Origin of the sequence: Streptococcus azizii, assembly GCF_001984715.1 — a bacterium.
In the GTDB taxonomy this organism is placed as follows: Bacteria; Bacillota; Bacilli; order Lactobacillales; family Streptococcaceae; genus Streptococcus; species Streptococcus azizii.
The window spans coordinates 21193-35770 of record NZ_MSPR01000006.1; the positions used below are offsets into that span (position 1 = coordinate 21193).

Sequence of the window (14578 nt, forward strand, 5' to 3'; positions counted from 1 at the left end):
CCTAATGAACAGCAAGACAAGGAGGCTTATTGTCGGTGCTGGAAGAGTATCATCTGTCTTTTATCTGTTTTTTTAAGCCTTTTCTTGACATCTCCTTTCGATGTTGGTATATTGTTAACTGATTCAAAACCAGTTAACGATATGACTGGCTATATTTTTTCTTCATATACATAACTGGTTAACTATTTAGAAGGAGTATTGATGAACAGACAGAAAAAGATGATTGGACTTTTCTTGCTCGGCTTGGTATTTGTTTTGGGAATGACAGGGTGCGGTAAGAAGATAGGAAAAACAGGGCAGGGGATGAAGATCGTAACGAGCTTTTATCCTATTTATTCCATGGTCAAGGAAATTGCAGGGGAGGTAAATGATGTTCGTATGATCCAATCTCGCAATGGTATCCATTCCTTTGAGCCATCAGCGAATGATATTGCGGCGATTTATGACGCAGATGTCTTTGTCTACCATTCGAGGACCTTGGAGTCCTGGGCGGGAAGCCTGGTCCCCAACTTGAAGGGGTCCAAGGTCAGGGTGGTGGAAGCCTCGCAGGGGATGACTTTAGATAAGGTAGTAGGATTAGAGGATGTAGAGGTTGGAGAAGGGATAGATGAAAAGACCCTTTACGATCCCCATACCTGGTTAGATCCTGAAAAAGTAGCAGAAGAAGCACAAGTCATTGCTCGAAAATTGGCAGAAGTGGATCCAGCTCATAAGGAAGTCTATCAGAAAAATGCAGACCGGCTGAGCAAGGAAGCCCAGCACTTGGTTGAGACATATCAGCCACTATTTGAAAAAGCACCGCAAAAAACCTTCGTTACCCAACACACGGCTTTTTCCTATTTGGCTAAACGTTTCGGTTTGAAGCAGCTAGGAATTGCAGGAATTTCACCAGATCAAGAACCCAGTCCGCGGCAACTAGCTGAAATAGAGGAATTTGTCAAACGCTATCAGGTCAAAACCATTTTTGTAGAGAGCAATGCTTCGTCAGCAGTCGCTGAAACCTTGGTGACATCGACCGGTGTTGAACTAAAGACCCTCAATCCTCTGGAGGCAGATCCAGAAAATGAACAATCCTATATGGAAAACTTAGAAAAAAATATAGCCCTACTAGCAAAGGAACTAACAGAATGAAGAAAAAATATATAATTGGCAGTGTCGCTGTAATTGCTCTCAGTTTGTGTAGCTATGAATTAGGCCGGTACCAAGGAGCAACAAAAACAGAAAGCAGGCGAGTGGCCTATGTAGAGGAAGTGACGAACTCTAAGGAACAGACACAGGCGAACGTAGAAGAACTGACCCCAGAGCAGATTAGTGCGAAGGAAAATAATTCGGCAGAGCAAATTGTCATTAAAATTACGGATCAGGGCTATGTCACCTCTCATGGAGATCATTTTCATTATTACAATGGAAAAGTTCCCTACGATGCCATTATTAGTGAAGAGTTACTCATGCTTGATCCAGAGTATCAACTGAAAGACTCCGACATCGTTAATGAAGTAAAAGATGGCTACATTATCAAGGTGAATGGTCACTATTACCTCTATTTAAAAAATAAAGAACATCCAACAAATGTACGGAGTAAGGAGGAAATCGCCCAGCAACGGAACCGCCATAGTCAGGCGAAAACAAAGCGCTTGCTAGAAGAGGAAGGAGCAACTGCCAAACAAGGGGGACGCTATACGACAGATGATGGTTATATCTTTAACCCGCGTGATATTATTGAGGATACGGGTGATGCCTATATTGTACCGCATGGCAATCACTTCCACTATATCCCAAAGAGTGACTTGTCTCCTGATGAATTGCGTGCGGCTCAAACCTATTGGAATGGTCGAAATCAGACGCTTATAGCCTATCCCAATACACCACCAATACCGCAGAATCCCGGTCCTATCCACCAGCTACCTCATGTTTCAGAGCAAGCATCAGCCTCCTCTAACCGTCCTCTTTTGAGTAAGCCAAAACAGCCTGCAAAGCCGATTGTCCAGCCTACACAGTCCTCGGCAGAAGAGGTGATTCGCCTGTTGAAAGAGCTGTATGCTCTTCCACTCAGCCAGCGCTATGTGGAAGAAGATGGACTGGTATTTGATCCAGCACAGCTGACCAATCGGACCGTTTATGGAGTGGTTGTTCCCCATGGAAATCACTATCACTTTATCCCCTATCATAAACTATCAGAACTTGAACAGAAAATTGCGAAAATGATTCCGATTGGAGCTCACTTTCCGGGGCTAACAGCTCCAAAAGGAGGAGAGATTACGCGTACTCCCAAAGAGCCAAAAGTACCTGATAGCACCAAGGCAGATCAATCAGGATCAGCGCAGGCCTCTGATACCATTAGCACCACCCCTTGGAAGGAAGCTGACAGCTCTCGAACTCCGTTATTGTCTCCTAAAAAGGATGTCAGTACAGAAGATAAGGAATTCTATCAGGCTAGCTACCAGTTGATTGAGACTGCAGCCAGCAGTTTAGACCAGCAGAAAGCGAATCGAGCAGCCTATGATACACTCAATCAGTTTATCAGGGAATTAAACGAAGGTGCAAGGAGTAAGGTTGATCTGGCACGGGCTATCCTTGCGCACACCTCGCTCATTCAACATCCCGAAAGGCAAGGAAAGGCCAATGCTCAGATTGTATACACTGCCCAAGAGCTTCAAGTCGCAAGATTAGCAGGGCTCTATACCACATCAGATGGTTATATCTTTGATGCTAAAGATATCACCAGTGATGAGGGAGATGGCTATCTAGCACCGCACATGGATCATAGCCACTATATTCCAAAGACAGACTTGTCAGCACTCGAACAAGAGGAAGCGCGACGTCATGTGACGGAGGCTGGTCTAGGAGAGAAAGAGAAGGAGGTGGCTCCTCCAACAACCGGTGAAAAAGCTATTGATATTTACGAGCGGGTAGAGCCAGCTAAGATTATCCCCGTAGCAGAGATGCCCTACCGTGCAGCCTATGCGGTCGATATGAAAAATGAAAGGATTATTATTCCCCACCATAACCATTACCATAACATCCCCCTTTACTTGTTTGATACAGGACTTTATCAGGCACCAGAAGGGTATACGCTGGAGCAATTTCTAGCGACTGTTAAGTATTATGTCCTACATCCCGAGGATCGTCCAGAATCAGAAGATGGCTACGGTATTTCAAGTGACCATGGCAAATCTAAAGAAGACAGCGATCAGGATGAAGAGGGAAACTATGATCCAGATGCCTATGAACGGGAGCAGCAAAGACTGGCAGATGAGTACGGCATCCCAATGAAGGAGTTCCAAGAAAAATTACTGACAATTTCTGGAAAATACAATCTCTCCATTGAGAATTTTAGCTACCAGCCTGAGCAAAAGACCCTCTCTTTTACAAGAGAATCAGGGCAGACCGTCATCTTCTCCTTGGAGACGATGGCAGAAGTATAGTTATGGAGAAGGTAGGCAAACTGCTAATACTCTTTAAAAATCAAAAGGATACGTTGTCAATCTCCTATTTTTCAATCGCTTTTTATACGCCCTTTGTATCTTGTGTCTTGAGTATAAGCTGTAGAAAAATAGCCAATTCAGAGTGTGACTCTTATCTTGAAACAACTCTTAAAAATACTGATATAGCGGTATTTTTAAGAGTTGTATATTTTTTAGCAAAAGAAAAAGATGGAAGAAGATGAGCCGGAATGGACTTTTTCTTCCATCTGGTTATTGCCCCGCTTCTGGCTATCAGTCTCTCTTTCTGCCACTAGATTGACGGTCATACTCTAGGAAAGTCCCTTCCTATTTGAGATTGATTTTTATAAAATTTATGTTACAATGTTGTATAATCATACACTTTATAGCAATACATTTCTGCTCAATAGAGGGTCTTATCTTTGAAATAGAGAGGATGACTCGCGCGATACCTACAAATCAGTAGCGACCCAAGTGAGTTTTGAAAGCTATTTCCCCGTTGTGGTGAGGGATGAAACTCGCACAGGAGGTCGTCCCGTCCATACTAGGAAAGGGGAGTATGAAAAGATACAAAAATACCATTTAAAAATGGATAAAACTCGATAGACAGCTGTACTGTGAAACCTGACAAGAGTCTGATGTCGTTTGAAGAGCCTTTCCCAGAGTATGCTATCGTGTTTGAAGGAGTGTGGAAAATGATAGAGTTCAGACAAGAGTTAAAAAATTGGAAGCCGTATAAGCTAGAGCGTATTGCTAGCCATGATTTGGGGAATAATGAAAATCGTTTCATTGATTGGACAGATCTGCTAAAGGGACTGGAGGATAGGATTTCAGTCAAGGATCTGCTGTACTATGGCGATAATGGCTATCGAGAAGTGATAGAAAAATATGCTGCTTATGCAGGGGTTGCGACTAAGCAAGTGACAGTTGGGACAGGGTCTGACTTTTTAATCCACATGATTGTGACGACTTTCCTAGAGAAGGGAGATGTCTTTTTGACAGTTGACCCAGACTTTTTCATGTATCAATTTTACAATCAACTGCATGATTCACACTTCAAGACGTTTCCTCTGGACTGGAAAGAGGGCAGTCTCTCCCTATCTGCAGAAAAACTCTTGACCTATGCAGAACAGGTGGAGGCAAAAGTGCTGATGCTATCGAATCCCAACAATCCCTCATCTGTGGCTTTTGACCAGCAAGAGATGGAAAAAATAGTTGAGGGATTTGATGGCTTGGTCGTCATAGATGAAGCCTATATTGAATTTTCAGACAGTCCTAGTTTTGTCAAGTGGATTGAACGCTATGATCATCTTATTGTGTTACGTACCCTTTCAAAAGCCTTCGGTCTAGCAGGCTTGCGCTTGGGCTTTGCCCTGGCCTGCGAGCGCTTGATCTATGAACTAGACAAGGCAATCCCTCCTTTTAGTCTCTCCAATCTAGTTGCTAAAATCGGGTCAATTGCTCTTGACCAGCAAGAAAGGGTAGCAGGAACGATTGAAGAAATCAAGGCGACGAGACAAGACTTTTACGCCTTTTTGACCAGCCTTTCAACCGTTCATGTTCTTCCAAGTCAGAGCAACTTTGTCACCTTTACCTTTGAGGAAGCAGAAGAGTTCTATCACAAGGCTTTGACCCAGGACTTTGACTTTAAATACTATTCAACAGGTATCTTAGCAGGCTATATCCGCATGACCATTGGCCGTCCGGAGGAGATGGAGCGTGTGAAAGAGCTGATGATTGAGACTATAGGAGCCTGATGGGAATAGAGTTCCCTTACCCAGTTGCTAGCCTGCTAGCAACTGTTTTTTTATTGAGTATTCGATTAAATCTTTCCTATTTGCATTATTTTTGAAAGAATTTGATAGAAAATGATTGACAATGAAAGAAAAAGGTGTATAATAAATTTTGTAAACGATTGCAGGAGGTGAGGAATATTCTCAAATCAGAGCGAAAACAAGTCATTTTAGAGACCTTGAATGGGCAGCGCTTTGTCCGCTTAGAGGAACTGGTAGATTTGCTTCAATCGTCTGAGTCAACGATTCGACGTGATTTAGATGAGCTGGAGATGCTAGGGAAACTCCGCCGCGTCCACGGTGGGGCTGAGTGTCTTTTGAAGTTGACGGAAGAAGAATCCATTGTTGAAAAATCTATCAAAAACATTCAAGAAAAACGAGAGGTCGCCCAAAAAGCAGCTACTTTTGTTGAGGATGGAGATGTCATTTTTCTGGATGCTGGAACCACAACTGAGCTGATGATTGATGAGCTGTCTGCGAGTAATTTGACGATTGTCACTAATTCCGTTCACCATGCTGTTAAACTGGTTGAAAAGGGATTTTATACCATCATCATCGGAGGGAAGGTCAAGGAAGCGACAGATGCGTCCATCGGGGCGTTTGCCTTGGAGCAGATTCGTCAGCTACATTTTACCAAGGCTTTTCTTGGCATGAACGGGGTTGATAGTAACGACTATACGACACCAGATGTGGAAGAAGCAGCCATTAAGCGCCTAGTTCTTCAAAATGCGAGCCAGAGTTATGTCTTGGTGGACCCGTCAAAATTGGGGCATATCTCCTTTACAAAAGTGGCAGCACTCAGGCAGGCAGATTTGATTTGCCATCGATCTGACAGCAATCTTATGACAACAATAAAGAAGAAAACGAGGGTTATTGAAGTATGATTTATACGGTTACCTTAAACCCTGCGATTGACTATGTTGTGCGCCTAGAGCGTGTCGAACCAGGTACGGTCAATCGTATGGAAAGTAGCGATACCTTTGCTGGTGGTAAGGGAATCAATGTCAGCCGAATCTTAAAAAGGCTGGGCTATGCCAGTACAGCGACCGGCTTTGTCGGTGGTTTTACGGGTGAATTTATCAAAAAAAGCCTAGAAACTGAAGAAATTGGCACGCAGTTTGTGCAAGTAGACCAAGATACTCGTATCAATGTCAAACTGAAGGCAGACCAAGAGACGGAAATCAACGGTCTAGGTCCAGTGGTGACCGATGAACAGTTGCGGGACCTAGAAACTCTGTTATCAAATGTCCTCGAAGGTGACCTAGTGGTATTTGCAGGCTCAGCCCCAGCTAGCTTGGGCAATCAAGTCTATAATCGCTTGATTCCGCTCGTTAAACAAGCAGGTGCAGAGGTGGTATGTGACTTTGAAGGAGAAACCTTAATCGATTCACTAGCCCATCAGCCCCTGTTAGTGAAGCCTAATAATCATGAGTTAGGAGCGATTTTTGGCGTGACACTGGACACGCGCGAGGACATGGTGCGCTACGCGCAAGAAATTTTAGTAAAAGGTGCTAAGAATGTCATCGTGTCTATGGCAGGAGACGGCGCACTGCTAGTGACCCCAGAGGCAACCTATTTTGCTAAGCCAATCAAGGGAAGCGTAAAAAACTCGGTTGGGGCAGGTGATTCCATGGTCGCCGGCTTTACAGGCGAATATACTAAGTCCCACAATCTCCTTGAAGCATTGAAATGGGGAGTAGCCTGCGGAACGGCAACAGCCTTTTCAGATGACTTAGCTAGTATGGACGCTATTCAGAAAATGTATGAAAAAGTGGAGGTAGAAATCCTATGAAAATTCAAGATGTCTTGAGACAGGACGTGATGTTGCTTGATTTACAAGCAAGGACAAAAGAAGCTGCTATTGATGAAATGATTACCAGTCTTGCTGAACAGGGGCTAATCAGCGATTTTGCAGCCTTTAAAGCGGGTATTATGGCCCGGGAGGCACAGACCACAACAGGTCTAGGAGATGGCATTGCCATGCCCCATAGCAAGAATAGGGCGGTGAAGGAAGCGACCGTTCTCTTTGCTAAATCAAATCAGGGAGTGGATTATGAAAGTTTGGATGGACAGCCGACAGACTTGTTTTTCATGATTGCAGCGCCAGAAGGAGCAAATGATACCCATTTGGCAGCCCTAGCAGAATTATCAAAATACTTGATGAAGCCGGGATTTGCAGATAAACTGCGCCGAGTGACATCGCCAGCCGATGTCATCGCAGTATTTGATAAGGCTGAGGCAGCAGACAAGGCAGCTAGCGAGGCTCCAGCTACACACTCGGCTGTTACTGGAGCTGAAAGAGAGTTTATCGTAGCTGTCACAGCTTGTACGACCGGCATTGCTCATACCTATATGGCAGAAGAAGCGCTCAAAAAACAAGCCGCTGAAATGGGAGTAGACATCAAGGTGGAAACCAATGGTGCGTCAGGTGTTGGCAATAGGCTGACAGCAGAGGATATCAAACGAGCTAAAGGAGTCATTATCGCAGCGGATAAGGCAGTCGAAATGGCACGTTTCGATGGTAAGCCTCTCATCTCTCGTCCTGTTGCAGACGGTATCAAAAAGACCGAGGACTTGCTCAACATAGTATTAAAGGGTGAAGCAAGTATTTATCAGGCAAAAGAAGGAGCTAGTGCGGAAGAGGTAGCAGAGAAGCTGAGCCTTGGGAAAGCCTTCTATAAGCACCTGATGAGTGGGGTATCCCAAATGTTGCCATTTGTCATTGGTGGCGGTATCTTGATTGCCCTGGCCTTTCTGATTGACAATATCTTAGGAGTACCACAGGAACAGTTATCCAGTCTTGGATCCTACAATGAATTGGCGTCCATGTTTATGCAGATTGGTGGCGCAGCCTTCGGCTTCATGTTGCCCTTGCTTGCAGGCTACATCGCCTATTCTATCGCTGAAAAGCCAGGCTTGATTGCAGGATTTGTAGCAGGAGCAGTTGCAAAAGATGGTCTGGCTTATGGAAAAATTCCATTTGGTGCAGCGACTTCTGACATTCCAGCAGCGGTGTCTTCTGGTTTCTTAGGAGCCCTTGTCGGTGGTTTCTTAGCTGGTGCAGTAATCATCGGACTTCGTAAACTGTTGGCACCGTTACCAAAATCTCTGGAAGGGATCAAATCTATCCTCCTCTTACCTCTTTTGGGTGCGATGTTTACTGGATTCTTCATGTTCTTTGTTAACATTCCAATGGCGGCCATCAACACAGGAATGAATGACTTCCTTAGTAGTTTAGAAGGAAGTTCCGCCATCCTTCTAGGCTTGGTTCTAGGTGGCATGATGGCTGTGGATATGGGTGGTCCAGTCAATAAGGCAGCCTATGTTTTTGGTACAGGAACCCTTGCAGCAACTGTTGCAAATGGTGGCTCTGTTGCCATGGCAGCTGTTATGGCAGGTGGTATGGTACCTCCCCTTGCTGTCTTTATCGCCACCCTCTTATTTAAGGACAAATTTACGAAAGAAGAGCGCAATTCAGGCTTGACCAATATTGTCATGGGTCTATCCTTTATCACAGAGGGCGCGATTCCGTTTGGTGCAGCAGACCCGGCGCGTGCTATTCCAAGTTTTGTAGCAGGGTCAGCTCTGACAGGAGCTCTCGTTGGTCTGTCTGGCATCAAGCTAATGGCGCCCCACGGTGGAATTTTCGTCATCGCCCTTACCAGTAGCCCCCTTCTCTATCTTGTCTTTGTCCTTATCGGGTCACTCGTGTCAGGCGTGCTATTCGGAGCTCTCCGGAAGGTAAAATAATCCAGTGGATTGCAACAGTTCCCCGAACTGTTGCAACTGGTCACCTAAAAACAAGAAAGGGACCACTGAAGCCCGAGCCAAGAAATCGGAAAGTGAGGATAAATACTCCTAGCTTCAAAGGTATCCTATACCTTTGAAGGCGGGAAAGAGGAGTTTGCATGGTAACCTTTTGACCGCCGTTTATAAATATGCAAAACCTCTACTAGAGCTTTTCGCTCGTCGTATTTCCTATTCTCACTTTGAGTTCTTTACGATCTTTGTGTCTTGAATGAATTATTTTCTATCAATCAATCGGACAAATCACCCCACCCGTTCATCTCACGGGTGGGGTGATTTCAGATGGAGCCCTCTCCTCTACCTTGCTATTTTAATTTGTAAAGAATATTAAAACATGTCTATATGTCACTTCACTATCTACTATTGGCTCAATATCTTAAATGAACAAGATTTTTTATCTATATTAGTAAAAAATATGGTATACTATTCGTATTACCGTTTTGAGGAGAATGATATGAATGTAATTCGTGATAAAGCGCTGGTCAATCAGTATCACTTTGATGCCCGCAATAGAGAATGGGAAGAAGAAAACGGAGTACCGACCACTCGGCTAACCGTTGATTTTCAGTTGATTGAACGAAATACCCAAGAGAAGAAAACCTCAATCGTTGTCATCTTGCGCTTTATAATTGTCTTGGATTATTTTGTCATTTCAGGGGCCATGAGTCAAGGGGTGCATATTTTAGAACAGCTGGTTCAAGAAGTGGATGAATTTAGTGAGCAAGACAAGCGATTCTTAGCAAGTCCGCTACTAGACATCTTGCAACGCTTAACCTACGAAGTAACAGAAATTGCCTTGGATGCCCCGGGTGTGAATTTGGAGATGTAACATGAAATTAGCCGTGATAACGGATTCGTCTGCGGTTTTACAGGAAGCAGAGAGTCTGACCAATCTATTTGTATTAGATATTCCTGTAACGATTGGGAATACCCCCTACATTGAGGGGAAAAATTTAACTGTAGAAGATTTTTACCAGAAAATGGCAGCAGAAGCAGAGCTACCAAAGACAAGCCAGCCCAGTCTGTCTGAACTGGAAGAGACCCTTAGACACCTACAAGCAGAAGGGTATACGCACGTCATCGGACTCTTCTTATCATCTGGCATTTCGGGTTTCTACCAAAATATCCAGTATCTAAAAGATGAGTTTGAGGGGCTGACGATTGCTTTCCCAGATAGCAAGATTACATCGGCGCCACTTGGTATGATGGTGGAGAATATCATTAAGCGCTCGGCAGCTGGAGCCTCTTTCGAGGAAATATTGGAGAAGCTGGAGCGAGAAATTGAAGGGACAGAAGCCTTTATCATGGTCGATGATCTGGATCATTTGGTCAAGGGAGGCCGTTTGTCCAATGGAGCAGCGCTACTAGGGAATCTACTCAGTATCAAGCCTATCTTGTATTTCACAAAGGAAGGCAAGATTGAGGTATACGAGAAGGTTCGCACAGAGAAAAAGGCGGTGAAGCGACTGTTGGAAATTTTAAAGGAACAGACGCAAGAGGGCGCGTATCAAATTGCAGTGATCCATGCCAATGCACCGCAGAAGGCTGAAGAATTTAAGCAGTTGTTGCAAGAAAATGGTGTGGCCTGGTCCTTGCCGATCGTCTCCTTTGGTTCTGTCATTGGGACGCACTTGGGTGAGGGAGCCATTGCCTTTGGGATTTCACCGATTATTGATGAGGAGTAGTAAATGGCCATTCGCGTGATGATTGCTGGTTTTAAGGGGAGGATGGGGTCTACCGCTCTTGAGATGGTAAAAAATGATGAGGAGCTAGAGCTTGCAGCCCTCTTAGACCCCTTTGCGACTGAAACAGAGATAGATGGCGTGCCTGTCTTTAGGTCAAAAGAAGATATGAGAGGCATTGCAGCAGATGTCTGGGTGGATTTTACAACGCCAGCATTTGCCTATGAAAACACCAAGTTTGCCTTGGAGAATGCGATCGCCCCTGTCGTAGGGACAACTGGTTTTACACCAGAAGAGATTGAAGAATTGAAACAGCTTTCTGCTGATAAAAAAATAGGAGGCCTCATCGCGCCCAACTTTGCTATTGGAGCGATTTTGCTGATGCAATTTGCAGCGCAGGCAGCCAAGTATTTCCCAGATGTAGAAATTATCGAACTCCATCACGACCAGAAAAAAGATGCACCGAGTGGGACAGCTATTAAGACAGCGGAGTTACTGGCTCAAGTTCGAGAAAGTAAGCGTCAAGGACTGGCGACAGAAGAAGAACTCATGCCAGGAGCAAGGGGGGCTGATTTTGATGGTATGCGGATTCACTCTGTCCGTCTCCCTGGTTTGGTCGCCCATCAAGAGGTGATTTTTGGTAGTCAGGGAGAGGGCTTGACCCTTCGCCATGATTCGTATGACCGTAGCTCCTTTATGAGCGGTGTCCAATTAGGAATAAAAGAAGTAGTAAAACGGGAGCAACTCGTTTATGGGTTGGAACAGTTATTATGAGATTACATAAGTTGCCTTCTGAATTTCAGAAGGCTTTACCGATTTTAGAGAAAATAAAAGATGCAGGTTTTGAAGCCTACTTTGTCGGTGGATCGGTTCGTGATGCGCTGTTAGGACGACCGATTCATGATGTTGATATTGCCTCTTCGAGCTATCCAGAAGAGACAAAATCCATCTTTCCACGTACGATTGATGTAGGGATTGAGCATGGGACGGTCTTGGTCTTGGAAGAGCAGGGAGAGTATGAAATTACCACCTTTCGCACAGAAGATGTCTATGTAGACTACAGACGGCCCAGTCAGGTATCCTTTGTCCGTTCCCTAGAGGAGGATTTAAAACGTCGTGATTTTACGGTCAATGCTCTTGCTCTGAATGAAGAGGCGCACATTATCGATCGCTTTGACGGATTAGAGGATTTAAACAATCAGACCCTACGAGCCGTTGGGAATGCTACTGAGCGTTTTAATGAAGACGCTCTGAGGATTATGCGCGGCTTTCGATTCGCAGCAAGTCTTGATTTTTCCATCGAAGCGGCCACATTTGAAGCCATGAAAGAAAACGCTCCTCTTTTGGAAAACATTTCAATCGAGCGGATTTTTATCGAACTTGACAAGTTACTGCTGGCAAAGGGGTGGCGCAAGGGGATGGAGGCCTTGATTGGTTCAGGTGCTTTTGATTATCTGCCTGACATGAAAGGAAGGGCAGACCACTTGAGGGCCTTTCTTGCTTCACTGACAGATGGTTTTGCCTTTCGCACTTCTGAGCAGGCCTGGGCCTTGCTCATGGTGTATTTGGAACCGACCCATCACAAGTCCTTTCTCAAACACTGGAAAACCAGCAACGACTTTCAACGCACAGTCATCAAGTTGGCGGAGATTTACCAGTTACGACAGCAAGGTCCAGTGACCAAGCAGCTGTGTTATCGCTACGGCAAGCACCTGCTGTATCTGATGGAGGAGATCAGACAGGCCCAAGGGCTGGCTGCTGATTTCAAGCAGATTGACGCCATTGATGAGTCCCTCGCCATTCATGATAAGCATGAAATTGTCGTCAAAGGAGGCGAGATGATGGCTAGCTTTGAACTGGTGCCAGGACCCTTTCTTGGACACTTATTAAACGAGGTGGAAGTAGCGATTATCGAGGGAGTTTTGGAGAATAGAAGGGAGTCTATTATGGCCTTTATAAAGGAGAAGATAGAACATGAGTGATTTTATCGTGGACACATTATCCAAGTCGGTAGGAGATAAGACAGTCTTTTCAGCTATTTCCTTTATCATTCATCCCGGTGACCGTATCGGGATTATCGGGGTCAATGGAACCGGAAAAACGACCCTTTTAGATGTTCTCTCAGGTAAGTTAGGTTTTGATGGAGATGTTTCTCCTTTTCGGACTAAAAAAGACTATAAGATGGCCTATTTGACCCAAGAGCCGCATTTTGAAGAAGATAAGACCATTCTGGATACCGTCTTGTCCTCTGACTTACGAGAAATTCAACTAATCCGCCAATACGAACAGCTAGTGGCAGACTATCGGGACGATCACCAAGCAAGATTAGAAACAGTTATGGCGGAGATGGATGCCCTAAATGCTTGGGAAATTGAACACCAGATTAAGACCGTTTTGTCTAAACTGGGTCTGAACGATACAAGGCAGCGCGTGGGAGATTTATCAGGCGGTCTGCGCCGTCGAGTCCAGCTGGCCCAAGTCTTGCTCGGAGATGATGACCTCCTCCTCCTCGATGAACCGACCAATCATCTGGATATTGAGACGATCGAGTGGCTAACCACCTTTTTGAAACAGACCAAAAGAACCGTCTTGTTTATCACCCATGATCGTTATTTTTTAGACAATGTGGCGACACGTATCTTTGAGCTAGATCGTGCGAGTCTGACGGAATACCAAGGAAATTATCAGGACTATGTTCGCTTGAAAGCAGAGCAGGATGAGCGAGAGGCAGCCCTGCGCCATAAAAAAGAACGACTGTATCAGCAGGAACTGGAGTGGATGCGTAGACAGCCTCAGGCTCGTGCGACCAAGCAAGAGGCTCGTATCAATCGTTTCCATGATTTGAAATCGGATCTGGCTGATAAGGTGAAAGACAGCCAGTTGGAAATCAACTTTGAAACCAGCCGTATCGGTAAAAAGGTCATCGAGTTTCAGCAGGTGGACTTTTCCTATCCCGATAAGCCTATTTTGAAGGGATTCGACTTGCTCGTTCAAAATAAGGATCGTATCGGTATTGTCGGAGACAACGGAAAAGGCAAGTCGACCTTGCTCAATCTGATTGCGGGTGACGTGCAGCCAACAGATGGTCAGTTGATTGTAGGAGATACGATTCGGATCGGCTACTTTTCACAGCAAATTCAGGGCCTCGATGAAAATAAGCGGGTCATTCAGTTTTTGCAGGAAGTAGCAGAAGAAGCTGAGACCAGCTCTGGCATGGTCTCCCTTGCAGAACTCTTAGAGCAATTTCTTTTCCCACGCACGACCCATGGGACCTTGATTCAAAAGCTATCCGGTGGGGAAAAGAAACGTCTCTATCTATTGAAGATATTATTGGAGCGTCCCAATGTTCTCTTACTCGATGAGCCGACCAATGATTTAGATATTGCGACCTTGACTGTTTTGGAGCATTTTTTAAAAGGTTTTGCCGGTCCCGTCATCACCGTTAGCCATGATCGCTACTTCCTTGACAAGGTAGCCACGAAGATTCTCGCCTTTGAAGAGGAGGGGCTGCGCATCTTCTTTGGCAACTACACAGACTACTTGGATGAAAAAGCCTTTTTAGCTTCAGCCAAGGAGGGCCTTGCTACAACTAGCAAGGAAAAGCAGGGGAAGGTTCGTGAGAAGCAACAGCGCATGTCTTACTTTGAAAAGCAAGAATGGGCAAGGATTGAAGAGGATATCCTAGGGCTGGAGGAAGAAATCGCTGCTATTGAAGCCGCTATGTTGACTTGTGGAAGTGACTTCACAAAACTCTCGGATTTGCAAAAAGAATTAGATGCGCAAAATGAAGCCCTACTGAACAAATATGAACGCTACGACTACCTAAGTAGCTTGAGCGAAACCTAATCAGATT

The 14578-nt window shown here is 44.9% G+C and carries 10 protein-coding genes and 1 pseudogene; all 11 read left to right on the forward strand.

Annotated elements, in window-relative coordinates:
- Nucleotides 1-201 precede the first annotated feature (201 nt).
- The 11 genes and pseudogenes from BVE84_RS04130 to BVE84_RS04185 all read left to right on the forward strand — a co-directional run bounded on the left by BVE84_RS04130 (nt 202) and on the right by BVE84_RS04185 (nt 14571).
- The gene (locus tag BVE84_RS04130) at nt 202-1131 is read left to right on the forward strand and encodes a metal ABC transporter solute-binding protein, Zn/Mn family (RefSeq protein WP_076995823.1); all 930 of its coding nucleotides are present in this window, start codon (nt 202-204) and stop codon (nt 1129-1131) included.
- A pseudogene (locus BVE84_RS04135) lies at nt 1128-2805 on the forward strand (pneumococcal-type histidine triad protein); the annotation flags it as partial. The gene BVE84_RS04130 and the pseudogene BVE84_RS04135, both read left to right, overlap by 4 nt.
- 1333 nt (nt 2806-4138) lie before the next feature.
- Nucleotides 4139-5200, forward strand: a complete 1062-nt coding sequence (locus BVE84_RS04145; protein WP_076995826.1) for a pyridoxal phosphate-dependent aminotransferase — start codon at nt 4139-4141, stop codon at nt 5198-5200.
- A gap of 176 nt (nt 5201-5376) precedes the next feature.
- Nucleotides 5377-6120 carry a DeoR/GlpR family DNA-binding transcription regulator gene (locus tag BVE84_RS04150; protein WP_076995881.1) on the forward strand — a complete coding sequence of 248 codons (744 nt, stop codon included), beginning with the start codon at nt 5377-5379 and terminating at the stop codon, nt 6118-6120.
- Entirely contained in the window at nt 6117-7028 is a 912-nt protein-coding gene (gene pfkB / locus BVE84_RS04155; protein WP_076995827.1) for a 1-phosphofructokinase, read from the forward strand. The genes BVE84_RS04150 and pfkB overlap by 4 nt, the downstream gene beginning before the upstream one ends.
- Complete coding sequence (locus BVE84_RS04160) at nt 7025-8986, forward strand: PTS fructose transporter subunit IIABC (protein WP_076995828.1); 1962 nt, start codon at nt 7025-7027, stop codon at nt 8984-8986. Before pfkB ends, BVE84_RS04160 begins: the two co-directional genes overlap by 4 nt.
- Nucleotides 8987-9497: 511 nt before the next feature.
- Nucleotides 9498-9872 (forward strand): DUF1149 family protein, encoded by a 375-nt coding sequence (locus tag BVE84_RS04165; RefSeq protein ID WP_076995829.1) that lies wholly within the window; start codon nt 9498-9500, stop codon nt 9870-9872.
- Between the two features lies 1 nt (nt 9873).
- On the forward strand, nt 9874-10728 hold the full coding sequence (locus BVE84_RS04170) for a DegV family protein (RefSeq protein WP_076995830.1): 855 nt from the start codon (nt 9874-9876) through the stop codon (nt 10726-10728).
- A gap of 3 nt (nt 10729-10731) precedes the next feature.
- On the forward strand, nt 10732-11499 hold the full coding sequence (gene dapB / locus BVE84_RS04175; RefSeq protein WP_076995831.1) for a 4-hydroxy-tetrahydrodipicolinate reductase: 768 nt from the start codon (nt 10732-10734) through the stop codon (nt 11497-11499).
- Nucleotides 11496-12707 (forward strand): CCA tRNA nucleotidyltransferase, encoded by a 1212-nt coding sequence (locus tag BVE84_RS04180; protein ID WP_076995832.1) that lies wholly within the window; start codon nt 11496-11498, stop codon nt 12705-12707. Before dapB ends, BVE84_RS04180 begins: the two co-directional genes overlap by 4 nt.
- Nucleotides 12700-14571, forward strand: a complete 1872-nt coding sequence (locus tag BVE84_RS04185; RefSeq protein WP_076995833.1) for an ABC-F family ATP-binding cassette domain-containing protein — start codon at nt 12700-12702, stop codon at nt 14569-14571. The genes BVE84_RS04180 and BVE84_RS04185 overlap by 8 nt, the downstream gene beginning before the upstream one ends.
- The last annotated feature ends 7 nt before the right edge of the window (nt 14572-14578 follow it).